The organism is Mesorhizobium sp. M2A.F.Ca.ET.042.01.1.1 (assembly GCF_003997405.1).
In the GTDB taxonomy this organism is placed as follows: domain Bacteria; phylum Pseudomonadota; class Alphaproteobacteria; order Rhizobiales; family Rhizobiaceae; genus Mesorhizobium.
This window is the reverse complement of sequence record NZ_RZRX01000077.1, coordinates 1-24,554: the sequence shown is the minus strand read 5'-3', so window position 1 is coordinate 24,554 and position 24,554 is coordinate 1. Positions and strand designations below refer to the sequence as shown.

The following is a 24,554-nucleotide window of genomic DNA, read 5'->3' as shown; positions in this document are numbered from 1 at the left end:
CTTCGGACCCCAAAAGGGGAGAAGGGAAGAACCGCCGGCGCACCGAAACCATGCTCATCATCAATTCTCCGCCTGTTGCTGCGGCAAGAGATAGCCGGTGGTCGAATGCTCGAGCACCAGGTAGCGGGCGGCGACCGCCTTGACCTCATCGGCGGTGACCTTGCGGATGCGGTCCGGCCATTCCTGAACGTCCTTGACGTTGCCGCCGGTGGCAAGCGTAGAGCCATACATGTTGGCCATGTCGTCCTGCTTGTCGCGGGCAAAGATCATGGAGCGCACATAACGGGTCTTGGCCCGTTCCAGCTCATCGTCGCTCACGCCTTCCTTGACGATGCGGGCGATCTCGGCGTCGACCGCCGCCTCGACATCGGCAAGCTTGGCGTCGCCGCGCGGCGCGCCATAGACGGCGAAGTTGGTGTCGTCGAGCATCGTGCCCTGGAAATAGGCGGCCGCGTCGGAGGCGATCCCCTGCTTGACGACGAGCTCCTGGTACAGCCGGCTGCGGTTGCCGCCGCCGAGGATCTCGGCCAGCAGGTCCAGCGCCTCCGCCTCGCCGGGCTTGGCCGTATGATAGGATGGCACAACCCATTGCGTCGAAAAGCTCGGCACCGAGACGCGCGCGTCGGCCAACGTCACGGTGCGTCTGGTGTTCTGCTCCGGCTCGACCGGGCGGATGCGCGGCCGCAGGTCCGGACCGCGCGCGACCTTGCCGTAGGTGCGCTCGGCCATCGCCTTGACGGCATCCGGCTCGACGTCGCCCGCTACGATCAACACCGCGTTGTTGGGCCGGTAGTAGTTGTCGTAGAAGGCTTTCGCGTCCGGACGGTTCAACTGCTCCATTTCCTGCATCCAGCCGATCACGGGAATGCGGTAGGGCTGGTTCTGCCAGAGCGTCGCATCGACCTCCTCGTCCAGAACCGCCTGCGGATTGCTGTCGATGCGCGAGCGGCGCTCCTCCAGGATCACATCGCGCTCGGTCTTGATGACATCGTCGGTCAGGATCAGGTTGCGCATGCGATCGGCCTCGAAGCCCATCATCTGTTCGAGCGCCGAGGGCGGCACCGTCTCGTGGAAGGCGGTGTAGTCGTAGGAGGTGAAGGCGTTGTTGGAGCCACCGATCTCGGACACGGCGCGGTCGAATTCGCCGGCGGCGTGGTTGGTCGTGGCCTTGAACATCAGATGCTCGAAGAAATGCGCAATGCCGGATTTGCCAGCGGGCTCGTCGGCGCTGCCGATCTTGTACCAGACCATGTGGGTGACGATCGGCGCGCGGTGGTCCGGGATGACGACCACCTCCATGCCGTTATCGAGGAGGAAATCCTTGACGTCGCCATCGTCGGCAGCACGAGCAGGAGCCGACGCCACCATCGCCAGCGTGCCGACAAGGAGCGCCGCGCGCAGCGCCATCCGCGTAGGTATCATCAAGTTCTCCGGTCCCGGTTGCGCGACGATAGGCAAGGTTCGCTGGCGAGGCAAAGTGATTTGTTCGGCATTTTCGAGGCGCGGCTAGAACAAGCTAGCCGGCCTCGATGAAGCGGATAACCGTTTCGCCGTAATTGCGCTCGTCCATCACCGAAAAACCGGCGCCAGGATCGAAGGCCGCCGATGCCGCCTCCTCGACGACGCAGAGTGCGCCGGGCAGAAGCCAGCCGCCGTCCCTGGCGGAGCGCAGCGCGCGTTCGCCGAGACCTTTGCCATAGGGCGGATCGGCGAAGATCAGGCCAAAGGGCGAGATCGTGCCGGCTTCGCCGAGATGCGTGGCATCGCGGCGGAAGATTTTTGTGCGGCCGGTGAGCCCGTAGGCCTCGACATTCTCGCGGATCAGGCCGCGCCCCTCGGTCGATTCCTCGATGAAGACACAGTAGGAGGCCCCGCGCGACAAAGCCTCTAGCCCGAGCGCGCCCGTGCCGGCGAAGAGGTCGAGCACACGGCCGCCCTCCAGCTTGTCGGCGTAGCGATGCGCCAGGACGTTGAACACCGCCTCGCGGGTTCGGTCGGTGGTGGGGCGAATGGCATTGCTTTTCGGCGTCGCCAGCGGACGCCCGCGGAACTCACCGCCGACGATCCGCATCGCCGCCCCTCTTCGGACCACGCGGCCTGTTGCCGCCATCGCCTTCGGGGCGCTCGCCACGGGGCTTGCCGAATGGCTTCGAGCCCGGCTTGCCCTTGCCGCCCGGTTTGAACGCCGCCTTGCGCGCCTTCGCCTCGGCGGCCCTGGCGGCGTCGGCTTCCGCCCTGCCCTTGCCGATCGGCCGGGCGCCCGGCGCCATCCAGACATTGGCCTTGCGCTGGCCCGGCGGCTCGATCGGCCGCTGCTCGCGCTCGGATTTCTTGCCGCGCGGTTTGTCGCCAAAGCCGCCACGCGGCTTGTCGCCGAAGCCGCCGCGATCGGATTTCGCGCCGCGCTCGCCGAATGCCCTGTCCGGTTTGGTCGAGAGCTTGCTCAGCGCCTCGTCGCGGCTGTCCTCGCGGCGCTTGCGCGCCTTGATCAGTCCCCCCTCGCCGATCGGCCGGCGGTCGCCGTCGCGCGTGAATTTCGGCCGGTCGGCCTCTTCGCGGCCCGGACCGCCGCCGCGCACCGGCTTGTTGGAGAAAGGCTTCTGGATCTCGGCGTCGAAATTGGCGCCGGATTCCTCGATCAGCCGCTCGCCGAGCTGCTCGCGCAGTACCCGGCCCTTGATCTCCAGCACATGGCCCTCGGGCAGATCTTCCAGCTGGAAGGGGCCGTAGGAGATGCGGATCAGCCGCGTCACATCGAGGCCAAGCGCGCCGAGGATGTTCTTCACCTCGCGGTTCTTGCCTTCGCGCAGGCCGAGCGTCAGCCATGCGTTGGTGCCCTGCTCGCGGTCAAGCGAGGCCTCGATCGAACCGTAGAAGACGCCGTCGACGGCGATGCCCTCACGCAAGCCGGCGAGCGCGCTCTCCTCGACCTTGCCGTGGACGCGCGCGCGATAGCGCCGCAGCCAGCCGGTGGCCGGCAGCTCGAGCACGCGCGACAGCCCGCCGTCATTGGTGAGCAGCAGCAGGCCTTCGGTGTTGATGTCGAGGCGGCCGATCGTCATCAATCGCGGCAGGTCGGACGGCAGCACGTCGAAGACGGTCTTGCGGCCTTCCGGATCGCGGTTGGTGGTGACGACACCCGCCGGCTTGTGGAACAGGAACAGGCGCGTGCGCTCGATCGGCGGGATCTCGGTGCCGTCGAGATGGATGACGTCGGTGGCGCTGACGTTGAAGGCCGGCGAATCCAGCACCTTGCCGTTGACCTTGACGCGGCCGGCCGCGATCAGTTCCTCGGCGTCGCGGCGTGAGGCGATGCCGGCACGCGCCAGCCGCTTGGCGATGCGCTCGCCGGCCTCCGGCGCGGCTTGCGAAGGACGCGGGCGCGGCTTGAAGCCGCCCTCGGGCTTTCCCGCGCCGCGCGGACGATCGCTGAAATCGCGCTTCGGCCGGTCGGCAAAGTCGCGTGCCGGGCGCTCGCCGAAGTCGCGCTTGGGACGGTCGAAACGGCGTTCGCCACGCTCGCCTTCAGCGGCCACCGGGCGGTCACCGCGTGGCAGAAAGAGCTTGCGGCCCTCGCGTTTATCGAAGCCGTCGCGCGGCGGGCCTTTGCGGAACGGCCTGTCGCCACGTTCCGCGCCCTCGCCCATTTCACGCGGCTTGTAGCTGCGCTTGAAATCGCGGGCCGGGCGCCCGCCTTCGGCCATCGGCCGGTCACCGCGTGGCGTATAGGGCTTGCGGCCCTCGCGTTTATCGAAGGGCTTACCGTCACGCGGCGGACCTTTGCGGAACGGCCGGTCGCCACGTTCCGCGCCCTCGCCCGCTTCGCGCGGCCCCATCTCACGCGGTTGGTAGCGCTTGAAGTTGCGCTCGCCTTCGGCAGCCATCGGCCGCTCCCGTTTTGCGAACGGCTTCTTGGCGCCGTGGGCCGGCTTGCCGCCGCGCGGGCCCGCCGGTTTCGAGCCGCCCTTGCGCGGCCCGCGTGGAGATTTCTTGTCGTCGTCCATTACTTTGCTCGTCTTTGCCTGCTACAGCGCCGCGCGCCCTTTCGGACGCCCAACGCAGGCAGTGTCATCTTGATTTTGCGCATCCGGCGGCGCGGCAAAAACCGATTCCGGTTTTCAGGGTCTCGCGCTAGATAACAGGATCACTCTCGGGTGGCGAGGAGTAATCGGGATGGAAACCGTTTGAAACGACCGGATTTCATGGCCTTGGCGCTTGAAGAGGCCGAGGCGGCCGCCGGCCGCGGCGAAGTGCCGGTCGGCGCGGTGATCGTCAGCGGCAACACGGTGGTCGCGAAAGCCGGCAACCGTACCCGCGAGCTTGCCGATCCGACGGCGCATGCCGAGATGCTGGTGATCCGCGAGGCCTGCCGGAAGCTCGCCAGCGAGCGCCTCACCGGCCACGACCTTTATGTGACGCTGGAGCCCTGCGCGATGTGCGCCGGCGCCATCTCCTTCGCCAGGCTGCGGCGGCTCTATTTCGGCGCCGCCGACGAGAAAGGCGGCGCGGTGGTGAACGGCACGCGCTTCTTCGCGTCGCCCATCTGCCACCACGCGCCGGACATCTATCCGGGGATCGGCGAGAGCGCCGCCGCCCTCATCCTCAAGGACTTTTTCCGCGGGAAGCGAAATGGCGGTGAATGGTGAATGGTGAAGAAATTAGTGAGTAGTGATGGTGAAGAGTAGTGAGTAGTGGTCTATTCACTATTCACTATTCACTATTCACTATTCACTATTCACTATTCACTATTCGCTATTCACTACTTACAGCCCCAGCCAGTCGAACCAGCCGCCCTTCTTGCCTTCCGCCTGTGCCTTGAGGCGGCGCTCCTTCTTGTACTCGTCCTCGCCGAGTTCGTTCTGCGGCGCGGCATCGGAGGGCTGGCGATAGGCAAGCGGTGGCTCGCTCAGATATTTGCGAGTGGTCGGGTCGCCCTGCTTCTGCTCGGCAAGCCGGCGCTGGATCTCGGCGGTGCGCGTAGCGCTGGAATCATCGGGCGACCAGCGTGGCGGGTGGCTGGAGGCCGAGTCAGCCATCGCCTTCTTCACCGACGCGGGATCGGTCTGGACATCCTCGACGGCTTCCGGCTGGTAATTCGGGTCGTTCTGATGCGCGGTGGCGTCGGCGCGGATGCGGGCGCGGCGGGCCTCCGGCGATTCGGGCCACTCGGTGCTCGCCGTCTCGATGCTTTCCTGCGGCGGCGGCAGGCTTTCCTTCTGCCCCGGCGCGGGTTTCACCAGTTCAGGGCGCGGCTTGTAGTCGATCGGAGTGCGACGCTTCGGCGTGATCGAGGCAGCGCCCGAAACGTCGTCGAAGAGCTGCGCGGCCGCCGTCTTGTCGGTTCCGTAGGTCGGCGAGCTCATGCAGCCCGACAAGGCGATGGCCGATACCACAAGCGGCGCCACCAGCGCGGCGCGCGCGAACGTTCTGTCGGTCATGCCAAAAAGTCCCACTCTAACTGCCTTTCGGTCGCCACCGGCCAAGGGCACGGTCCCCTTCTTCCCCGCACTTGCGACGGAAATCCGGCGACAATTTGTCTGCCGGAGTGTCGCGTGTTTACCTCAACCACTTGTTAAGGGCAACGCACGGGCGGATATGGGCCGCCCGGCGTGGTACTTTTGCACTTATTTGACCGGCGCATGTCGTTGATCCCAAAACCGCCGCACACCTTTGGGCGACATGCACCTAGAGACGCCCGAGCGCCTTCAGCTCGTGCAGCACGGCCGCATCGCGGGCCGAGACATCCGGGAATTCCGGGTCCTGCCCGACATCGGCGGTGTAGCGCCAGGAGCGCGCGCATTTGGTGAGGCCGCGATCCTCGGCTTTCTCCACGACCACGGCCACACCCTTGACGTCGTCGAGCGTGAAAGCGCCCTCTGGCGCCTTGCCATGCTTGATGACGAGGTCGCTGGTGATCGCCATCTCGGCCATGTCGACATCGGCGATGGCCGCTTCCAGCGCGGCGTCGTCCAGCGTCACCACCGGCACGGCTTCCAGCGACGAGCCGATCAGCTTCTCGGCGCGCGCGATCTCCAGCGCGCCGGTGACGACGCGGCGCACCTGCCTCACCTTGCGCCATTTCTCGGCCAGCGCCTCGTTGCGCCAGTTCTGCGGGATTTCCGGGAACTGGTCGAGATGCACCGAGACCGCTTCCGGATGGCGGTCGAGCCAAGCTTCCTCGGTGGTGAAGGGCAGCATCGGCGCCAGCCATTTCACCAGGCATTCGAAGAGATGGCGCACCACCTGGACGGCCGCGCGGCGGCGCAGGCTCGACGGCCCGTCACAGTAAAGCGCGTCCTTGCGGATATCGAAATAGAATGCCGAAAGCTCCACCACCATGAAGTCGAGCAGCGCGCGGGTGATGCGCTTGAACTCGAACGCGTCGTAGCCCTGGCGCACCACTTCGTCCAACTCGGACAGCCGGTGCAGCATCAGCCGCTCCAGCTCCGGCATGGCCTCGACCGGTACGTCCTTGCCGTCGTCATGGGCGAGCGTGCCAAGCATCCAGCGGATGGTGTTCCTGAGCTTGCGATAGGCGTCGATATTGGTCTGCAGCACGTTCTTGCCGAGCCGCTGGTCTTCCCAATAATCGGTCGTCACCACCCAGAGCCGCAGGATATCGGCGCCAGACTGCTTTATCACGTCCTGCGGCACCACCGTGTTGCCGAGCGATTTCGACATCTTGCGGCCTTCCTCATCCATGGTGAAGCCATGGGTGATGACCGCCTCATAAGGCGCCCTGCCCCTCGTGCCGCAGCTTTCGAGCAGCGAGGAATGGAACCAGCCGCGATGCTGGTCGGAGCCCTCGAGATAGACGTCGGCCGGCCATTTGAGGTCCGGCCGGTCTTCCAGCGTGAAGACATGGGTCGAGCCGGAATCGAACCAGACGTCCAGGATGTCCATCACCTGGTGCCATTTCGAGGCATCGTGATTGCCGAGGAAACGTTCCTTGGCGCCGTCGGCGAACCAGGCGTCGGCGCCCTCCTTCTCGAAAGCATCCATGATGCGCTGGTTGACGGCCTCGTCCTTCAGCACATTGCCGTCCTCGTCGGCGAAGACGGCAATCGGCACGCCCCAGGCGCGCTGGCGCGAAAGCACCCAGTCCGGGCGCTCCTCGATCATGGCGCGGATGCGGTTCTGGCCGGCCGCCGGCACGAAACGGGTGTCGTCGATCGCCGTCAGCGCGCGGCTGCGCAGCGTCGTGCCGTCGCCGAGGTCCTTGTCCATATAGACGAACCATTGCGGCGTGTTGCGGAAGATGACCGGCTTCTTCGAGCGCCACGAATGCGGATAACTGTGCTTCAGCCGGCCGCGCGCGAAGAGCGCATTGCGCTTGATCAGCTCGTCGATGACCGCCTGGTTGGCGTTGCCCTTCTTGCCGTTGTCGTCGATGACACGCGCGGCGCCGCCTTCGCGGCCCGGGCCAAAGCCCGGCGCGTCCTTGGTGAAGAAGCCGGCGTCGTCGACCGTGAACGGGATCGTGGTGTCGACGCCGCGCGCCCGAAGATCGGCGGCCGCCTCCATCCACGCGTCGAAGTCCTCGCGGCCATGGCCGGGCGCGGTGTGGACGAAGCCGGTGCCGGCGTCATCGGTGACATGCTCGCCGGCAACCATCGGCACCGGGAACTCATAGCCGCCGCCGAGACCCTTGAAAGGATGCGAAAGCGTAAGCTTCCCAAGCTGTTCAGCCGAGACGCTGTGAAGCCTGTTCAACGTGACCTTGGCCTTGGCGGCGCAGTCCTCGGCCAAGGCATCGGCAAAGATCAGCTTCTCGCCGGGCTGCGGGCCGAAGGCGTTCTCGGCCGCCGTCACCTCATAGAGGCCATAGGCGATGCGCGGCGAATAGCTGACGGCACGGTTGCCGGGGATGGTCCAGGGCGTGGTCGTCCAGATGACGACATGCGCCTCGACCAGATCGAGCGCGGTGTCGTCCAGCGCCGGCGCCGCGCCGGCGACCGGCTGGGCGAGGCTCGCGACCGGGAACTTCACCCAGATCGTGTCGCTCTCATAATCCTGATACTCGACCTCGGCTTCGGCGAGCGCGGTGCGCTCGACCACGCTCCACATCACAGGCTTCGAGCCGCGGTAGAGCTGACCCGACATGGCGAATTTCAGCAGCTCGCCGGCGATGCGCGCCTCGGCATGGTAGGCCATGGTCGTATAGGGGTTGTCGAAATCGCCGATGACGCCCAGGCGCTGGAACTCTGAGCCCTGCACCTTGATCCAATCGGCCGCGAAGTCGCGGCATTCCCTGCGGAACTCGTTGACCGGCACCTCGTCCTTGTTCTTGCCCTTGGCGCGATACTGCTCCTCGATCTTCCACTCGATCGGCAGGCCGTGGCAGTCCCAGCCCGGCACGTAGTTGGCGTCGTAGCCGCGCATCTGGAACGAGCGGTTGATGACGTCCTTGAGGATCTTATTCAGCGCATGGCCGATATGGATGTTGCCATTGGCGTAGGGCGGACCGTCGTGCAGCACGAATTTCTCGCGGCCGGCGGCCTCCTCGCGCAGCTTCCTGTAAAGGTCCATGTCCTGCCAGCGCTTGACCAGGCCGGGCTCCTTCTCAGGCAGGCCGGCGCGCATCGGGAAATCCGTCTGCGGCAGATAAAGCGTCTTGGAATAGTCGATCGTTTCAACAGCGTCGGTCATTGGGGTGTCGGTCATTGATCTGCCATCTGCGTTGCCCGGCAGCGGAAAGCCCGGGCGTTGAGGTCTTAGCTGACGCATATCGCTTTCCCAAAACCGGAGCCCACTTTTGGGCGATATGCGTTGATCTTCTTGAAAAAGCGCGAGGGGCGCGCGCGAAAACTCCCGGCGGCTCCAGCGGCGCTCAGGCCGCCCGGAACACCGGGCCCGTAATTCGTATCGCGATCGCGAAAAGGCGCGAAAAGCTCATCATGGCGTGGCTTTTAGCGGATGGCGCGGCAGGAATAAAGCGCGGAATTCAAGGCATGAAGCCGGTTTCGCGGCCTACATGGTGAAATTAAAGCGGTAAGTGGTAGAGACACCGAAGGTCCATTGGTTGCGATCGCCGCGTTCCTTGACCAGGCTGGAATCGGCAGCCGGCCCCATCAGGCGCGAATATTCGGTGAAGACGCTGGCCGTCATCGGCTCGGTCACCTTCCAGGTGATCGCGCCGCCGAGGCCCGCCGATTTCACACCGCCGCCCGGATGGTATTCGCTCAGGCCCGAAGCAGCCGCTTCCTTGGCGTTGACGCCGTAATAGGCGTCGAAATAGTTGGATGACGCGAAGGAGACGCGCGGACCGCCGGAAATGCGGACCGTCGGCGTGATGTCATAGAAGGCGTCCGCCGCGATGTCGGCGACGAAGCCGTTATGGGAACGAATGCCGTGCCGCAATTCGGCCCGCGCCCTCACCCAATCCAGTGGATAGAATTCGAAGAAGCCGCCCACCTCACCGCCGAAGCGCACGGGATCGAGCCCCTTGAGCTCGTCCTCGCTGTCGCGCGAGAAAATGAACTTGCCGGTCAGGCCGGCGCGAACGGAACCGTCGTCGATAAGCGCCAGCGAGATGTTGTCGTTGCGCGAGGTGAAGCGCGCCTGCGGACCGACCTTGCCGAGCGAGATGATCGGCTGGGCGCTGAACATATATTTCTTGCCGCCCTCGAAGTTAGGCGCGACGAGGCCGGTGGCGCCGAGCGTCAGGTACCAGTCGCCGGATATCCAGCTGCCCTCGCCCGCCTGGCCGACAGACGCGGTGAACAGACCTATGGCGACGGCCAGCGGAATCGTCCCGACAATACGCATCGTCACCCCTTACGCGAAACGTGCCGGCAAGACCATCCGCCGACGCCCAAGCCATGCCGTGCGTTCGGTAAAATTTGACTTAAAATCGCAACATCGGACTGGAAGGCAACTAGCCGACACGCCGGTTGCGGCGCAAGCTCTCTATCAGATCGCAGGCCGCTTCCAGTCCGCCGGTAAGCGTGTTTGACGAGCCGTAAGCAAGGGCCGCCTGATGCCATTGCATGCGTACTGCCGCGTCGCCGGCTTTCCGGACCGCCTGTCGCCAGATTTCGGGATCGTCGTGATTGGCCACAACCAGTCCCGCCCCGCTGGCTTCGACATATTTTGCATATCCGCAGGCGGCCGACGCGATGACCGGCAGGCCATTTGCAAGCGCCTCGAGAATCACCGTGCCGGTATTTTCCAGGCGCGCCGGGTGCAGCATGAAATCGCTCGCGACCACAACCGCCGGGATGTCCTCCTGGATGCCCAGCAGGGTGACCCGGCTCGACATGCCGGACTTGGCAATCAGGCTGCGAAGCCGGATTTCCTCCTCGCTATCTTTGCGAAGACCGGCCACCAGCCAGTGGATGTCCGGGAACGGCTGCAGGGCCTTCACCGCCCGGTCAAGACCCTTCACCTTCGTTCTGTTGGCGATGCTCAAGGCAATGACGGCCTGGCGGGGAAGCCCGAACCGATCGCGGATTTCATTGCGGTCGCCGCCCAGCAACTCCGGCCGGCGACGTTTCGGATCGAGCGTCGGTCCGACAACATGGATCCGCGATTTCTCAGTTCGCCAGAAGTCGCGGTAAAGAGCTGCCTGGTGCTCGCTGAGCGCAATGACCTGCACGGCACCACCGGGGGCAAAAATCATCGATTCGAGTTTTTGCTGGCGAATGAAGCGAGGCGAAAACGGCCGCCACCAGCCGAGCTTCGAGGCAAAGTAGGGCGGGTCGCCGGCATAGTAGATGTCCAAGCCCGCCATCTTGTTGAAACCGACCACGCAGTCGAAATCCAGCCTGGCCGTCAGCAGCGTCTTTCCCAGCGCAAATTCGGTGCCCGGGTTGGAAAGAACCCGTGCCGGATGGACCTTTATCGTCGCCGAACTCTCGACATGACCGACCTGCCGCGTCGTCAGGATCGTCACGCTATGGCCGCGCGCGACCAGTCGGTCGCTGATATTCAGACAATCCCTCTGCAAACCCCCGTTCATAAAGAGGGCAGAGATTGCACAGCAGATTCTCATCACATGTTCCGGAGCGCCGCCCACCCCCAAGATCGACGGAGAGAGACTCCGGGTGCGCCCCAGACTTCCCCACTCAAACAAACACGCCGGGCGCTCAAATGTTGGTCGTGTTGAAAAAACGCATATGCTGTATATAGCGGCTTATCAAGAGACTTGGATGCTGTAGCGTTGGGGCTTTCCAAAAAAAATCGACCGGATCGCGATTATGAAGATTCCATGCATTAATTGTGGCTGCCAAGCCGGCTTCGCCTGAAAGCTGCCATACCCGTGCCAAAGGCCCTGCGTGAATACAACTGGCGGCAATGGCTGAGAATGCAGCCGCTGACACATGCCATCAAGACCGCCCGTTACCGGAAGATCGACCGGAGGTTCCTGAGCCTGCCGGCCAAGGCTTGCGACATCCAGGGCACTCGCGAGGCCGCCCGGAGTCGCGATGTGCTGCTCACCATCGCCTTCGGCGATGCCGAATGCCTCGATCTGCAGGTGCGGCTGATCAGGGGACTTGTCCGTCACGACCTCCACATCGTGGCCGACAACAGCATCAGCGAAGCTGCTGCAGACGAGAACAGGCATGTATGCGCGGCCTACGGCACCTCCTATGTCAGGCTGCCGGCCAATCCATGGACCGTGAAAAACCCGAGCCGGTCCCATGCCGCGGCGCTCAACTGGATGTGGCACAATGTTCTGAGACACGCGGCACCGGCCGCGTTCGGATTTCTGGACCAGGATCTCTTCCCGACGCAGCCATGCGACCCCTTCGCGCCTCTTCAAGATGTGGCGTTCTACGGTGACCTGCGCCGAGCGGGCGCTCGCTGGTATTTGTGGGCGGGCTATTGTTTCTTCCGCTTCGACGCCGTCGCCCGCAAGCCTCTCGATTTCGGGCTCGACTGGTTCGCCGGCCTCGATACCGGCGGGGCCAACTGGGAGGTGCTCTATCGGGATGTGGACCCGAACGCGCTGCCGCAACGGCCGATAACGGCATTCGCCGCCTTGCCCGGAGTTGAACTCAGGCGGGCCTATTGCGAATGGCGGGGAAGCTGGCTGCACGAAGTCGGCCTCGACGGCGATCTCTCGTTGAAGGCGAAGAAGCGCGAGGCCGTTTTACGCTTGCTGGAACCCACCCTTCAGGCCCAGCCCAGATCGGCGCGACAATGAGATTGGCAGTCGACACGGTGATCGAACTTTGCGATGGAACCTTGAATCCAGACCGCAAACACCCCGTACTCAATGGTCATTCGGTCACGCCCGATTATCGCAAGGACGTTCTGTTGCCGACAGTGAGTGTAATCATTCCGGTGAGAGACGGCGCGCCCTACATCGGCGAAGCCTTGCAGAGCATTCTGGACCAGGATCTGGCTGACATCGAAGTCATCGTCGTCGACGATGGCTCCTCGGACGACAGCGCCGCGATCGCGACGTCGCTCGGCGAGGGCGACGGCCGCGTCAAGGTCGTCACCAATCGCGGCAAAGGCATCGTCGACGCGCTCAATATGGGAATCGCGCTCGCGCGGGCCCCTCTTGTGGCGCGCATGGATGGAGACGACATCTCGCTGCCCGACAGGTTGCGCCTGCAGGCGGCGCGCTTCGACGCGGATGCCGATCTGCAGTTGCTCGGCACGGCGGGATTGCGGATCGACCGGGACGGAAAACCGTTGAGGCCAATAGAGGTTCCCATCGGCAACGAGCCGTTGCGGTCTGCCCTTGCCGGATACAATCCCATGCTTCATCCGACAGTGATGTTCCGGACCGAGGCCGTCCGGCGCGTGGGAGGCTACCGTCGCGCATTCACCTATGCGGAGGACTACGATCTGTGGCTGCGGCTTTCCGAGGCGGGAAAGCTGGCCAATATGGATGCGCGGCTGGTCAAATTGCGCTCGCATCCAGGACAGGTGTCGCGCGTGAAGGAGGATCAGCAAAAGGCGGCCGCTGCGCTGGCCAGGCAGTCGGCGCTGTTGCGCCGCTCCCGCGCCGAGCCGTTCGACGCAAACGGCCAACCCACGGAGGCCATCGGAACCTTTCTGGCATGGCGCGCCGCCACTGGGGCCGGTATCTCGAGCCTGGAGAGACGCGACATCGAATTGCTGCTGCGAACGGCGGACATACCGTTTGCCACGAGCTGCAAGCTGCTGCTCCTCGCGGCTGTCGGCGCCCCCTCGTTCAGGACGCTCGCGCTCGGGCCTCGACTGGCTTGGCGCAGGATGATCCGCCCTGCCAACATGCGGCCGAATTGATGCGGCCCGGCTGATGCGGCTTGTCGTCGATCTCACCAGCATGGCGCGCTGGCTCGGCCCTCCGGTCGGCCTGGTCCGCGTGCAGCGGCATTACAGCGCGGCCGCGGCCGCGTTCACGGCCTCCGATGTGGCGTTCACGGTGTTCGACCCGGTCGACCGGGTCCTCAGGCAGGTCTCGCCGCAACTGGCGGCGGAAATCATCGCCGGGGACATCTCATGCGATATGCATTTTTATCCGGACCCTGCCCGCGTCAAGGTGCAGTTTTACGATCGATGGCCGAACTGGGCGCGGCAGGCGCTGATGGCGATCATAAGACCGCGCCGGATCCTGATAACGGAAATCGGCGCGTTCACCCGGCACAATCCGGACAGCAGTCTCGTTCCCTTGCTTGAGCGGATCGAAAACCGGCTGATGAAGCCCAACGAGCGGCGGCTGGTCGCTCGCAACGACGGTTCACGCGTCCGGATCGTGCCGCTGCGGACGGTGGCCGGCAACAAACACGACCTCTTACCCGGCGACCATCTGCTCTTGATGAACAACGACTGGTCGCACACCGATATCCAACTTATTTCGCGCGAGTGCCTCTCGGCCGGCGCAAAGCTGATCGTGCTGCTGAACGACATCATCCCGATCCAGTTTCCGGAATGGTACAAACCGCATGACGTCACGAGATTCACGGATTACGTGAATCTCGCGATCAGGCTGGCGGACCGGTTCATCCTGACGTCCAAGCGCGTCACCGCCGATATGGAGGAGCATGCCGCCGGGCTCGGCGTTCACCTGCCGGACCTGAAACTGGTCCCGCTCGGCTGCGACAGCGCGCGCAAATCGAAGGCGGACGGCTCCCTGCCGGACGGACTTGAGGCAGGTCGCTACATCCTGTTCGTTTCCACCATCGAACCGCGCAAAAACCATTCGTTGCTCATGGACGTGTGGCGGCGCCTCGTTCAGGACGGAACGGTCGCGCATAGCGGTATGAAGCTGGTTTTCGTCGGCCGCAGCGGCTGGATGGTCGATGGGGTCCTTGAGAAGCTTCACAGCCATCCCGACTACGGCCAGAGCCTTATCCATCTCGACAACGTCGATGACGGGACATTGTCCCTGCTCTACCAAGACAGCGCGTTCTGCGTGTACCCGTCGCTTTATGAGGGATATGGACTGCCGCCCGTCGAGGCTCTGGCCTACGGAAAGGCGCTGATCGCCTCGACAGGCGGGGCCATCCCCGAAGTGGTCGGCCCATTCGGACTCTGCCTTGACCCACTCGATGTCGAAGGATGGGAAAAGGCCATGCGGGAATGGATCACCTCGCCTGAGGTCCGGACTAGCTACGAGGCGAAGGCCGGCGAATTCGTGGCGCGAAGCTGGGAGCTGGCTGGCCGGGAGACGCTGGAGGCCACGCTTGCGCCGTTCCCGGACGAGGTCGCGCCGGCGCGAGAACGAGCGCCTTAGGCTCGGCCACAGCCAGCCTCCGCCGGTGTTGCTGGACGCACAATCCCTTTCGGTCTAGCTTCCTTTCACGCACGACCGGTGGTGAATTTTTGAGGGAGATGAACCATGACTTTGCCAAGCGACGCTCTCAGAGACGCAATCGGCCAGACGCGGGACAAATGGGGATGGTTCGTGGCGCTCGGCGTGCTGCTGCTGATCTTCGGCGGCATCGCCTTCGGCAATCTGTTCATCGCCACCGTCGCCTCGGTGTATGTCGTCGGCTGGCTGATGCTGATGGCTGGCATCATCGAGATCATCCACGCCTTCGGAGTCAAGACCTGGGGACGCTTCTTCTACTGGCTGCTGAGCGGCCTGCTCTACGCCATCGCCGGCTTTTTCGCCTTCGACAACCCGCTGCTCGCCTCGGCGGTGTTGACGCTGCTGCTCGCAATCGCGCTCATCGCCTCCGGACTTTTGCGGTCCTGGGTAGCCTTCAGTCACCGGCCGGAGCAAGGCTGGGGGTGGCTGCTCGCGGCCGGCATCATCACCATTCTGCTCGGCCTGATGATCGCCATGGGCTGGCCAGTCAACAGCCTTTGGGTGCTTGGCATCTTCCTGGCGATCGACCTGGTCTTCCAGGGCTGGAGTTTCATCGCGATCGGGCTGGCTCTGAAGCGGTAGAAGCAAGCGGCCATCGGGATCAGATTTCGCCGTCTAATTGCGAGGGCGGGCGCATGCCCGCCGGCGCGCACTCGTCTTCGTTTAGGACAACGGCTTTTGGTTCGAGTCGTCTCGCATCCCGCCGACATGATCCAGCAGGCGCGCCTTGTATGTGAATTCTCCAACGTGTCCGATTTCCTCGTCGACAAGGGCGCAAATCTCGCCGTTGCAGAGCTCGGTCCATCTGTTGCAGAAGGAGAGATCCTCGGAAGTATAGCTGCTCTTCGTCGCGATCGGGTCGAAGAAGCCATAGTGCAGCGGCGCTGACCTGTCCGGCCTCCATTGACGAAGCTCTCCCGTGCCAACCATCTGCTCAAGAACTGTACGATGGACGAGCGTCAGCCCCATGCCCACGCCAGCGACCTGGCAAATACCGTTCAGAACGTGAAGCCGCGTTTGGTTGCCGAGATTGACGACGAAGTCCTCGAGCGAAGATGAAAGCGGTCGCCGCTTAGGATAGACGCAGCCGATGATGGGCCGATCCAGTTGCAGCATCCGAAATACCGTCTGCGGCCTGAATTCCATATCGCTGTCAACGAACAGCAGGTGCGTGCGTTCAGGCTGCGACAGCGCAATCGAGGCCAAGTGATTTCGATTGGCCGCGATATCGGCGCTGTCACGGTATCTGATTTCGAAGAGGACGCCGCGAGCCGCGAAATTCGAACACAAAGCAACCAGACTGACGGCGCACTGGACCTTCATATTGCCGCCATAACAGGCAATCGCGACGAGAATATTCGTCATGAGCATCTCCCGGCCTTCGCAGTAGAGCAGAATCGAGAAGAAGCCACAATTCCTGGTTCGACGCTTACCGGATCTGCCTCAAGGCCGAGAGGTCAGAACGCGATTTCGGCGTCCAGTTGCGAGAGCGGGCGCACGCCCGCCAGCAGCGCCCTCGCCTCTGCCTCGTCCGTTTTCATCTGCGCCACCAGTGCGTCGAGGCCGTCGAATTTGAGCTCCGGCCGCAGGAAGCCGAAGAACGACACCTCACAGGTCTCGCCATAGAGATCGCCGGAAAAATCGAAGACGTAGGTCTCGAGCAGCGGCGCGCCATTGTCGTCGACGGTCGGGCGACGGCCGAAGCTGGCGACGCCGTCATGAAGCGTGCCGTCGGCACGGCGGAAGCGGACGGCGTAGATCCCCTCCCTGAGGGCGGCTTCCGGCGAAAGCCGCATGTTGGCGGTCGGGAAACCGAGCGTGCGGCCAAGCTGCTGGCCGCCGATCACCTCGGCCTCGACGGTGAAACGATAGCCGAGCAGGCCGGCGGCCTCCTCCACCTTGCCTTCGGCGAGCAGTCCGCGGATGCGGCTCGACGAGACCACTTCGGCGCCTTCATCGCGGAAGGCGTCGACGAGCGTCACGCCAAAGCCATGCCGTTCTCCCGCCGCCATCAAGAAGGCCGGGCCGCCCTGGCGGTCCTTGCCGAAATGAAAGTCGAAGCCGGTAACGGCATGGTGGATGCCGAGATTCTTCTCCAGCACATCGGTCACGAAAGCCTCGGCGGAGAGGGAGGCGAAATCGCGCGTGAAGGGCTGCTCGACCAAGGCGGCGAAGCCAAGTCCGGCGAGCAGCCGCGCCTTCATCGGCGGCGGCGTCAGCACGAAGAGCGGCACCTGTGGCCGGAACACCTTGCGCGGATGCGGCTCGAAGGTGAGCACCAAGGCGGGCACGCCATTGCGGCCGGCCTCAGCCAGCGCGCGCTCCAGGACGGCCTGATGGCCGCGATGGACGCCGTCGAAATTGCCGATCGCCACGACGCCGCCGCGCAAATGCGCAGGCAGCGGCGCGGCTGTGGAAAGACGTTCGAAGGCTTGCGTCATGTCAAAGCGCCCGTCATGGCCAGACTATCAACCTATTGCAGGCGCGGAATGACGGCGACCGGCCGGTAGCCGTGCTTTTCGAGAAAGGCCGCCAGCCTTGCGGGATCGTCGCCATGCTCTCGCGCGTGGATGCCGCCGGAGACATAGAGCACGTCAAAGCCGTTGTCGGCCGCGCCCTTGACATCGGTCATCATGCCGTCGCCGATGGCGAGAACCTCGCCTCGCTCGACGGCGCGCCCGAGCAATCCGGCGACCTCCTTCATCGCAACATGGTAGATCGGCGCGAAGGGCTTGCCTGCAATCAGCGTACGGCCGCCCAGTTGCGCGTAATCCCGCGCGAGCGCACCGGCGCACCAGATGGTCCGCTCGCCGCGCTCCACCAGGATATCGGGATTGGCGCAAATGAAAGGCAGGTTGCGGGCGCGCAGCCGATGCAGCAGTTCGGCATAGTCGGCGGGCTTCTCGACCTCGTCGTCATAGAGACCGGTGCAGACGACACCCGAGGCCTCGAATTCCTCGACAAGATCGACATCCAGCCCATCATAGAGCGTGAAATCGCGCTCCGGCCCGATATGGAAGATCCGCCTTGGGCCGTCGGCGATCAGGTCGCGCGTCACGTCGCCGGAAGTAACGACCCGGTCACAGGCGTCGGCGGGAACACCGATCACCTTCATCTGGGCAACGACGTCGGCGCTGCGGCGTGGCGAATTGGTGATCAGCACGACAGGCACATTGGCCGCACGTGCCCGGGCAAGCGCGGCAGCGGCCGCCGGAAAATGCCATTCGCCATTGTGAACGACGCCCCATATGTCGCACAGTATGGCCGCATAGCGCCTTGCAAGGGCGTCGAGCGAGGTGATGATGTCAGGCGTATCCGCCATGCCGTGTCCCTGATTTCGATTGCTGGCAGGCCGCGACAGACTGTCGGCCACGGACGGTCCCGAATAACCGAAGCGTGTGATCCTGTCACGAGCTTTCCAGATCACCACAGGCCGGGCCTCAACCTCGCCCGCGCCGGAAGCCCAGGGTTAACGCGGCGTCAAAAAGGCGGCGCGTTCTTGATGGTTTCGCGCAAGCTGAAATTTAACGATTTGTGACCATGGTACGACAGCAACTGCGACCATGGTCGTATCTCGGCATGGATCCTTGGCGGGGGTAAATACAATGATCCGCGATTTTTTTCGCGACAGGCGGGGTAACTACGCCTTGATGACGGTCATCACCATGGTACCGCTGATGGGCGGCGTTGCGTTGGCGGTCGACTATACTGAATTGGTGCGGGAGCGGCAGGAGACGCTGAACGCGCTCGACGCAGCGGGCATCGCGACGGCGCAGCAGATCGTCGCCGGCGCCACGGACGCCGAAGCCAAGGCCTACGCCAAAACCTTCTTCGAGGCCAATCTCAGGCACGTCCTTCCGGCGAACACGACGCTGACGGTAACGCTGCCGAACAATAACGCCGGCGGCGGCACGCTGGTTCTCGAGGCCGCCCTGAAGTACCAGCCTTACTTCCTGCCGGCCGCGGTCGCATTGCTTGGTGGAACCTCGGGCGATACCTCCGTCAGCTTGTCGGCCAGATCCGAAATCCGCCTAAAGAACACGCTTGAAGTGGCGCTGGTGCTCGATAATTCCGGCTCGATGAGTCTGAACGGCTCAGGTACCGGCCAACAACGAATCGAACTTCTCAAGACCGCCGCTACCGAATTGGTGACCATGCTAGCTGGACAGGCCGATTTAATGCGGCAGGTCAGCAAACCCGTGCAGTTCTCGCTGGTCCCGTTCTCCGCCTCGGTCAATGTCGGCCCGTCCAACAAGGACAAGAGTTGGATGGACCAGGATGGCGTTTCGCCCATCCATCATGAGGATTTCGATTGGTCACAGATGTACAAGAACGCGCCGGGTTATGATCCGAACAAGTACATCGAGAAAGTCGGCGATAGCTATTACAAGCGCGGCAGCGGCTGGGACGCAAGCCAAAATGCGAAAGCAACGCGCTTCAGTCTTTACGATGATAGCATGGCCACTACACGAACCTGCTCTAAAAAGAACAGCAACGGCTCATGTCAGACATACACTTACACGACTGCTCCCTATGAGGCTTGGAGAGGTTGCGTAGAGGCACGGCCCTACCCCTACAATGTTGACGACACGACTCCGTCGTCGGGGACTCCCGCGACGCTTTTCGTCCCCATGTTCGCGCCCGACGAAGCAGGTAATTTGTGGACCGACAGCACGCGCACAAGCACGAGCTCCTGGGGCTACAGCAACAACTGGTGGATAGATTCGAACGATGGTCTAACGGTGACTAAACGCCAAGCGGATATGCGGAAATATTTCCTAACCAAACCGTACAACGCTTCGACCGTATCGGCAGACGACGGCCCCAACGCCGGTTGCACGACGAGCCCGATCACACCCTTGCAGGATGTAACGACAACTGCCGGCAAGCAGACAATCCTCAGCGCCATAGATGCGATGACACCTACCGGCAACACCAACGTGCCAGAGGGACTCGCGTGGGGCTGGAGGACTCTCTCCAGCAATGAACCTTTCACCGAGGGCCGAGATAATAACGAGAGAGGCAACGACAAGGTTGTCATCGTGCTCACGGACGGCGCCAATACTTATAGCTCCGTCAACGATGGCAGCTACGCCAAGAACAGATCAACCTATGCCGCTTATGGATATACAGGACTGGCATATCCCGGTTCGGGCTCGGTGACCCGCATGTTCATGAACACCAGCTCAGCCGTCGGCAAAAGCACCTATACGGACGCCAACTATACCGCCGCTCTCGACGAGCAGATGCAAACGCTGTGCGCCAACGCCAAGGCCAACAACATCATCGTCATGACGGTTTCTCTCGATCTCAGCAATCAAAAAACGGCCGAGAAAAAGGCAATCTCCGCGCTCACCGCCTGCGCGTCGGACTCGCGCTTCCGCAGGGATCCAACCGACCCCAGCAAGCCCGCGAAGCTGTTCTGGAACTCGACCGGCGCCACGCTGTCGGACGACTTCAAGGCGATCGGCAGCGAATTATCGAACCTGCGCATCGTCAGTTGAGCACAATAAGCGGGGCCGCTCGAGCAAAATGCGCAAATTCTGGCATCAATTCTGCCGTGACCGCCGCGGCAACTATGCCCTCGTGACGGCAGTCGCCATGGTTCCGCTGATGGGGGCCCTGGCGGTGGGGGTCGACTTCACCGAGCTCAACCGCGAGAAGCAGATGGTGCTCAACGCGCTCGACTCGGCCAATTTCGCCTCCGCGGTGCGCCTTTCGCAGGGCGCGTCGGACGACGAGATCAAGGCCTATGCGGCTGCCTTCCTGAATTCCAATCTCAACGCCATCGATCCCGCCAACATTTCGCTCGATGTCACGCTGCCGAGCAGCCAGACCGGCGGCGGCTTGATGAAGCTTTGCGCGACGCTCACCTATCATCCCTATTTCCATCCGGCGGCGGCGCTGCTCAGCGGCGCGTCAGACGGCGACGCGCACAAGCCGATCCAGGTCGAGATGTGTTCCCAGGTGCGGCTGAAGAACACGCTGGAAGTGGCGATGGTGCTCGACAATTCGGGCTCCATGACAACCCCCGGCACCGGCTCGGGACAGAAGCGCATCGACCTGCTCAAGCAGGCCGCCAAGCAGCTCGTCGACACGCTGGCGCAGCAGGCAGCGCAGATCAAGCAGATCGACAAGCCGGTGCAATTCAGCCTCGTGCCATTCGCGGCCTCGGTCAATGTCGGGCCGAGCAACGACAACGCCCCCTGGATGGACACCTACGGGCTGTCGCCGATCGCCAACGAGAATTTCGACTGGTCGACGCTAAACGCCCCCGACAAATACGCTCAGAAAATCAACGGCATCTGGTATAAAAAAGGCACCGGCTGGGGTCCGGCGGAAGGCCAGATACTGACCCGATTCGAGCTCTATCGGGATATGAAGGTCGTCACCAGCCACGAACGCATCGCCGGCAGCAAGCGGGTCGTCTGCGACAAGTACCGATCCAATCATACCTGTTCCGATAGCCACGACGAATACGACTACAACGACACCTATGGCCCGTTCGCGAGCTGGCAGGGTTGCGTGGAAGTGCGGCCATATCCCTACAATGTAGACGACACGCCAGCCTCCGGCGGCCCCAACAACACCGGCATCGGCGTCGGAGATCCGGCGACCATGTTCGTGCCGATGTTCGCGCCGGACGAACCCGGCAACCATTGGAAAGTGACGCAGGATCCGGACGAGCCGAACCCGGTCACCTACGGCGCCGCCAACAGCTGGTGGAACGACGACCCGTCGAGCACCACCGGCAAGACTAGGCAATCCAACATGGCCAAGTATTTCATGCCGCGGCCGATCGATGCGCCGGTGCTGTCGAAGGGCGCAGGCCCCAACTACAGCTGCACAACCACGCCGATCACACCACTCACCGATGTCACCCGGACCGATGGGCTTGCAACCATCAAGGCGGCGATCGACCTGATGCAGCCCAACGGCAACACCAATGTGCCCGAGGGCATGGCCTGGGGCTGGCGCACGGTGTCGAGCGCCCCGCCCTTCACAGAGGGGCGGCCGGAAACCGAGCGCGGCAACGACAAGGTGGTCATCGTGCTCACCGACGGCGAGAACACCTATTCGACGGTCAGCTCGGACCCGGCCGGCAACAAGTCGACCTATGCCGCCTATGGCTATACCGGCGTCGACTATAACGGCACCTCGGTCACCCGCCTGTTCGGCGGCACGTCGAGCGCGATCGGCCAGTTCAACTATTCGTCGAGCAACTACACCGCCGCGATGAACGAGCAAATGGCGAAGCTGTGCGACAACGCCAAGGCCGGCAGCATCATGGTGATGACGGTGGCGCTCGACATGTCCTCGACCAGCTCAAGCGACCAGAAGGCCATGGCTGCGCTGAAAGCATGCTCTTCCGACTCCCGCTTCCGCAAGGACCCGACGGATCCAAGCAAACCGGCCAAGCTGTTCTGGAACGCAACGGGGGCGACGCTGTCCGACAACTTCAAGGAGATCGCCAACGAGTTGTCGAACCTGCGCGTGGTCGGGTAAGGCGCGCTGGCGTAAAGGGCAATCCCATCAAGCCCTTGCGACGTTTGACGAAGCGGCGCACATCTCGGGAACTTTCCGGAGATCCCGATGCCTGACGCCGCCAACCACCTCACCTTCGCGCTGATCTGCCTGGGCATGGTGCTCACACCCGGCCCGAACATGATCTACCTGATCTCGCGCTCGCTGTCGCAAGGGCCGAAGGCGGGGCTGATCTCGCTCGGCGGCGTGGCGCTGGGCTTCCTGTTCTATGTCGTGTCGGCGGCCTTCGGCATCACGGCGCTGATCTTCGCCGTGCCTTTTGCCTACGACGCGCTGCGCTTCGCCGGCGCGCTCTATCTGTTGTGGCTCGCCTGGCAGGCGCTCAAGCCCGGCGGACGCTCGCCCTTCCAGGTCCGCGAATTGCCCAGGGACAGGCCGCGCAAGCTTTTCGTCATGGGCCTGATGACCAACCTGCTCAACCCGAAGGTCGCGGTGCTCTATCTGTCGCTGCTGCCGCAGTTCATCAATCCGGCCAAGGGCCATGTTCTGTCGCAGCTTTTGGTGCTTGGCGTGACGCAGATCTCGATCAGCCTCACCGTCAACGCCATCATCGCGGTGACTGCCGGCTCGATCGCGACCTTTCTCGCCGGGCGGCCGTTCTGGCTGGTCGTGCAGCGCTGGATGATGGGCACGGTGCTGACAGCGCTGGCGCTCAAGATGGCGACCGAGGCGCAGAGATAGGGCGCATTGATATTCAGGTGAGGCCGGCCGCGAATGGCGGCCTGACCTGAATCCCAACGCACCCTACGGGCGTACCTCTACATCGGCCGGCGCACCGGCCGGATCTGCTCCGGCTCGACCACCTTGCGGTAGAGGTGCCAGGTCGCGTGGCCGAGGATCGGCATGACGACGGCGAGTCCGGCAAACAGCGGGATCGAGCCGATCACCAGGAGCACGGCGACCGTCAGGCCCCAGAGGGCCATCGTCAGCGGATTGGCCATCACCACGCGGGCCGAGGTCTCGATCGCCGCGACGGCGCCGACGTCGCGGTCGAGCAGCAGCGGGAAGGCGACGACGGTGGTGCCTAGAACGACAGCGGCGAAAACGAAGCCGACGGCGTTGCCGACGAGGATCAGCGTCCAGCCCTTGCCGGTCGTCAGCACGTCACGCACGAAGGCGCCGACCGAAGCGGGCGGCTCGGCGCCGAACAGGCTGGTGTAGAGTGTCTGGGCGGTGAACAGCCACAACAGGAACAGCGCGAAGAGCAGGATGCCGATGACCGCGATCGAGGGCAGCGCCGGCGAATGGCGCACGTCCAGCGCATGATGCCAGCGGCTGCTCATGCCAAGCTCGCGCCGGCGGCTGATCTCATAGAGGCCGATGGCCGCGAACGGGCCGACCAGGGCGAAACCGGACATCAGTGGATAGACGAGCTGGATGGCGTTCGAGCCCGAGCTCCATTGCGTCAGGATCAGGCCGACGATCGGATAGATCAGGCACAGGAACACGTAATGCGAAGGCTTGGCCCAAAAATCCTCGGCGCCGAGCTTGAGCGCCTCCCAAAGGTCCGCGGTCGAGATGTGGCGCACCGTGGGCTGAACATGCGCGCCGTACGCATCCGTCATGACATGAAAACCAGCCATAACCGTCCTCCGTTTCTATCGGGGGCGGTCACCGCCTGGGTGGCCGCCCATGGCTGCCACTTTCAAGAACGTCGGGATGATAACCGATCTTCCGGGAAAAGTCGCCGCTTCATGCGATTTTCCTCACCTGCCCGGCAAAAGCCATGATCGGCGGTATCAGAGGCCGGATGAGCATCTCGACCACCGCCCTCCCCGATATGAACCGTCGCATGCTGATCAAGGCCGCTGGCCTTGCAGCACTTGCCGGCATCGCCGCCTGCAGCACGGTCACGGTGCCGACCGGCGAAGGCGCCGGCGTCTCTTCGTCCGCCACGGCGACGCTGGCCGGCATTCGCACCACGGCCGGGCTGCCGGCGCTGGTTCCCGACACGCAGCTCGAACAGGCGGCGCTGCAGCAGGCCGGCTACATGGCATCGCGCGAACGCATGAGCCACACCACCGGCTGGGGCAAGGATTTCGCCTCGCGCATGAAGGACAATGGCGTGCGGGGCGCGGCGGCCGAAAACATCGCCGAAGGCCGCTTCGACCTGCAAAAACTGTTCGACGTCTGGATGCATTCGGACGGCCACCGCCGCAACATGCTCGATCCGGACTTCAGCCGCTTCGGGCTGGCTTATGTGCGCGACGGCCGCGATCCTGCCTTGCGCTACTGGGCGCTGGTGCTGGGCCGATAG

At 63.7% G+C, this 24,554-nt stretch carries 20 protein-coding genes; 9 read left to right on the top strand and 11 right to left on the bottom strand.

Annotation, left to right across the window (positions count from 1 at the left end; translation table 11 throughout):
- Positions 1-60 precede the first annotated feature (60 nt).
- From EOA23_RS14085 to EOA23_RS14075, 3 genes are all read right to left on the bottom strand, one after another.
- Entirely contained in the window at positions 61-1,422 is a 1,362-nt protein-coding gene (locus tag EOA23_RS14085; RefSeq protein ID WP_189341606.1) for a pitrilysin family protein, read from the bottom strand.
- A 94-nt stretch (positions 1,423-1,516) separates the two neighbouring features.
- Positions 1,517-2,071, bottom strand: coding sequence for a 16S rRNA (guanine(966)-N(2))-methyltransferase RsmD (rsmD, locus tag EOA23_RS14080; RefSeq protein WP_127304571.1), 555 nt, complete (start codon positions 2,069-2,071; stop codon positions 1,517-1,519).
- Positions 2,052-4,004, bottom strand: a complete 1,953-nt coding sequence (locus EOA23_RS14075; protein ID WP_127304570.1) for a pseudouridine synthase — start codon at positions 4,002-4,004, stop codon at positions 2,052-2,054. Before EOA23_RS14075 ends, rsmD begins: the two co-directional genes overlap by 20 nt.
- 180 nt (positions 4,005-4,184) lie before the next feature.
- Here EOA23_RS14075 and EOA23_RS14070 point away from each other — a divergent pair, with 180 nt between their 5' ends.
- Positions 4,185-4,646, top strand: a complete 462-nt coding sequence (locus EOA23_RS14070; protein WP_127304569.1) for a nucleoside deaminase — start codon at positions 4,185-4,187, stop codon at positions 4,644-4,646.
- A 117-nt stretch (positions 4,647-4,763) separates the two neighbouring features.
- Here EOA23_RS14070 and EOA23_RS14065 read toward each other — a convergent pair whose 3' ends face one another.
- The 4 genes from EOA23_RS14065 to EOA23_RS14050 form a co-directional block, all read right to left on the bottom strand.
- Complete coding sequence (locus EOA23_RS14065) at positions 4,764-5,438, bottom strand: hypothetical protein (protein WP_126061320.1); 675 nt, start codon at positions 5,436-5,438, stop codon at positions 4,764-4,766.
- A gap of 247 nt (positions 5,439-5,685) precedes the next feature.
- Positions 5,686-8,649: an isoleucine--tRNA ligase gene (ileS, locus tag EOA23_RS14060; protein ID WP_127304568.1), complete on the bottom strand. Its 2,964-nt coding sequence runs from the start codon at positions 8,647-8,649 to the stop codon at positions 5,686-5,688.
- A 321-nt stretch (positions 8,650-8,970) separates the two neighbouring features.
- Entirely contained in the window at positions 8,971-9,768 is a 798-nt protein-coding gene (locus EOA23_RS14055; RefSeq protein ID WP_127304567.1) for a MipA/OmpV family protein, read from the bottom strand.
- Positions 9,769-9,877: 109 nt separating this feature from the next.
- A complete protein-coding gene (locus EOA23_RS14050) occupies positions 9,878-10,960 on the bottom strand; it encodes a glycosyltransferase family 4 protein (RefSeq protein WP_348628565.1) in 1,083 nt (360 codons plus the stop codon).
- A gap of 300 nt (positions 10,961-11,260) precedes the next feature.
- Here EOA23_RS14050 and EOA23_RS14045 point away from each other — a divergent pair, with 300 nt between their 5' ends.
- The 4 genes from EOA23_RS14045 (at position 11,261) to EOA23_RS14030 (ending at position 15,334) form a co-directional block, all read left to right on the top strand.
- Positions 11,261-12,148 carry a hypothetical protein gene (locus tag EOA23_RS14045; protein ID WP_210212487.1) on the top strand — a complete coding sequence of 296 codons (888 nt, stop codon included), beginning with the start codon at positions 11,261-11,263 and terminating at the stop codon, positions 12,146-12,148.
- Between the two features lie 2 nt (positions 12,149-12,150).
- Positions 12,151-13,224, top strand: a complete 1,074-nt coding sequence (locus EOA23_RS14040; RefSeq protein WP_189341604.1) for a glycosyltransferase — start codon at positions 12,151-12,153, stop codon at positions 13,222-13,224.
- Positions 13,225-13,237: 13 nt separating this feature from the next.
- Entirely contained in the window at positions 13,238-14,674 is a 1,437-nt protein-coding gene (locus tag EOA23_RS14035; RefSeq protein WP_127304564.1) for a glycosyltransferase family 1 protein, read from the top strand.
- Positions 14,675-14,779: 105 nt separating this feature from the next.
- On the top strand, positions 14,780-15,334 hold the full coding sequence (locus EOA23_RS14030) for an HdeD family acid-resistance protein (protein WP_126061327.1): 555 nt from the start codon (positions 14,780-14,782) through the stop codon (positions 15,332-15,334).
- Between the two features lie 81 nt (positions 15,335-15,415).
- On the opposite strand, the gene EOA23_RS14025 is transcribed toward EOA23_RS14030, so the two are convergent.
- From EOA23_RS14025 to EOA23_RS14015, 3 genes are all read right to left on the bottom strand, one after another.
- Positions 15,416-16,117, bottom strand: a complete 702-nt coding sequence (locus EOA23_RS14025; protein ID WP_127304563.1) for a hypothetical protein — start codon at positions 16,115-16,117, stop codon at positions 15,416-15,418.
- Between the two features lie 92 nt (positions 16,118-16,209).
- Positions 16,210-17,193, bottom strand: coding sequence for a bifunctional riboflavin kinase/FAD synthetase (locus EOA23_RS14020; RefSeq protein WP_127251597.1), 984 nt, complete (start codon positions 17,191-17,193; stop codon positions 16,210-16,212).
- A gap of 32 nt (positions 17,194-17,225) precedes the next feature.
- The gene (locus EOA23_RS14015; RefSeq protein WP_127304562.1) at positions 17,226-18,074 is read right to left on the bottom strand and encodes a TIGR01459 family HAD-type hydrolase; all 849 of its coding nucleotides are present in this window, start codon (positions 18,072-18,074) and stop codon (positions 17,226-17,228) included.
- A 283-nt stretch (positions 18,075-18,357) separates the two neighbouring features.
- On the opposite strand from EOA23_RS14015, the gene EOA23_RS14010 reads away from it, so the two are divergent.
- The 3 genes from EOA23_RS14010 to EOA23_RS14000 all read left to right on the top strand — a co-directional run bounded on the left by EOA23_RS14010 (position 18,358) and on the right by EOA23_RS14000 (position 22,978).
- Positions 18,358-20,256: a TadE/TadG family type IV pilus assembly protein gene (locus tag EOA23_RS14010; RefSeq protein WP_127304561.1), complete on the top strand. Its 1,899-nt coding sequence runs from the start codon at positions 18,358-18,360 to the stop codon at positions 20,254-20,256.
- Positions 20,257-20,284: 28 nt separating this feature from the next.
- Positions 20,285-22,258: a pilus assembly protein gene (locus tag EOA23_RS14005; RefSeq protein WP_127304560.1), complete on the top strand. Its 1,974-nt coding sequence runs from the start codon at positions 20,285-20,287 to the stop codon at positions 22,256-22,258.
- Positions 22,259-22,345: 87 nt separating this feature from the next.
- The gene (locus EOA23_RS14000) at positions 22,346-22,978 is read left to right on the top strand and encodes a LysE family translocator (protein ID WP_127304559.1); all 633 of its coding nucleotides are present in this window, start codon (positions 22,346-22,348) and stop codon (positions 22,976-22,978) included.
- 77 nt (positions 22,979-23,055) lie between these two features.
- Here the strand turns inward: EOA23_RS14000 and EOA23_RS13995 are convergent, their stop codons facing one another.
- Positions 23,056-23,880: a DUF2189 domain-containing protein gene (locus EOA23_RS13995; RefSeq protein ID WP_127304558.1), complete on the bottom strand. Its 825-nt coding sequence runs from the start codon at positions 23,878-23,880 to the stop codon at positions 23,056-23,058.
- 167 nt (positions 23,881-24,047) lie between these two features.
- Between EOA23_RS13995 and EOA23_RS13990 the strand changes: the two genes are divergently transcribed.
- Entirely contained in the window at positions 24,048-24,554 is a 507-nt protein-coding gene (locus EOA23_RS13990; protein WP_127304557.1) for a CAP domain-containing protein, read from the top strand.

Bases quoted from the DNA above. Each gene is read 5' to 3' on its own strand.
- EOA23_RS13990 (WP_127304557.1), top strand. From the start codon at position 24,048: ATGAGCATCTCGACCACCGCCCTCCCCGATATGAACCGTCGCATGCTG.
- EOA23_RS14005 (WP_127304560.1), top strand. From the start codon at position 20,285: ATGCGCAAATTCTGGCATCAATTCTGCCGTGACCGCCGCGGCAACTAT.
- EOA23_RS14025 (WP_127304563.1), bottom strand. From the start codon at position 16,117: ATGACGAATATTCTCGTCGCGATTGCCTGTTATGGCGGCAATATGAAG.
- EOA23_RS13995 (WP_127304558.1), bottom strand. From the start codon at position 23,880: ATGGCTGGTTTTCATGTCATGACGGATGCGTACGGCGCGCATGTTCAG.
- EOA23_RS14030 (WP_126061327.1), top strand. From the start codon at position 14,780: ATGACTTTGCCAAGCGACGCTCTCAGAGACGCAATCGGCCAGACGCGG.
- EOA23_RS14085 (WP_189341606.1), bottom strand. From the start codon at position 1,422: ATGATACCTACGCGGATGGCGCTGCGCGCGGCGCTCCTTGTCGGCACG.
- EOA23_RS14075 (WP_127304570.1), bottom strand. From the start codon at position 4,004: ATGGACGACGACAAGAAATCTCCACGCGGGCCGCGCAAGGGCGGCTCG.
- EOA23_RS14000 (WP_127304559.1), top strand. From the start codon at position 22,346: ATGCCTGACGCCGCCAACCACCTCACCTTCGCGCTGATCTGCCTGGGC.
- EOA23_RS14055 (WP_127304567.1), bottom strand. From the start codon at position 9,768: ATGCGTATTGTCGGGACGATTCCGCTGGCCGTCGCCATAGGTCTGTTC.
- EOA23_RS14050 (WP_348628565.1), bottom strand. From the start codon at position 10,960: ATGAACGGGGGTTTGCAGAGGGATTGTCTGAATATCAGCGACCGACTG.
- EOA23_RS14010 (WP_127304561.1), top strand. From the start codon at position 18,358: ATGATCCGCGATTTTTTTCGCGACAGGCGGGGTAACTACGCCTTGATG.
- EOA23_RS14065 (WP_126061320.1), bottom strand. From the start codon at position 5,438: ATGACCGACAGAACGTTCGCGCGCGCCGCGCTGGTGGCGCCGCTTGTG.
- EOA23_RS14035 (WP_127304564.1), top strand. From the start codon at position 13,238: ATGCGGCTTGTCGTCGATCTCACCAGCATGGCGCGCTGGCTCGGCCCT.
- EOA23_RS14015 (WP_127304562.1), bottom strand. From the start codon at position 18,074: ATGGCGGATACGCCTGACATCATCACCTCGCTCGACGCCCTTGCAAGG.
- rsmD (WP_127304571.1), bottom strand. From the start codon at position 2,071: ATGCGGATCGTCGGCGGTGAGTTCCGCGGGCGTCCGCTGGCGACGCCG.
- EOA23_RS14020 (WP_127251597.1), bottom strand. From the start codon at position 17,193: ATGACGCAAGCCTTCGAACGTCTTTCCACAGCCGCGCCGCTGCCTGCG.
- ileS (WP_127304568.1), bottom strand. From the start codon at position 8,649: ATGACCGACGCTGTTGAAACGATCGACTATTCCAAGACGCTTTATCTG.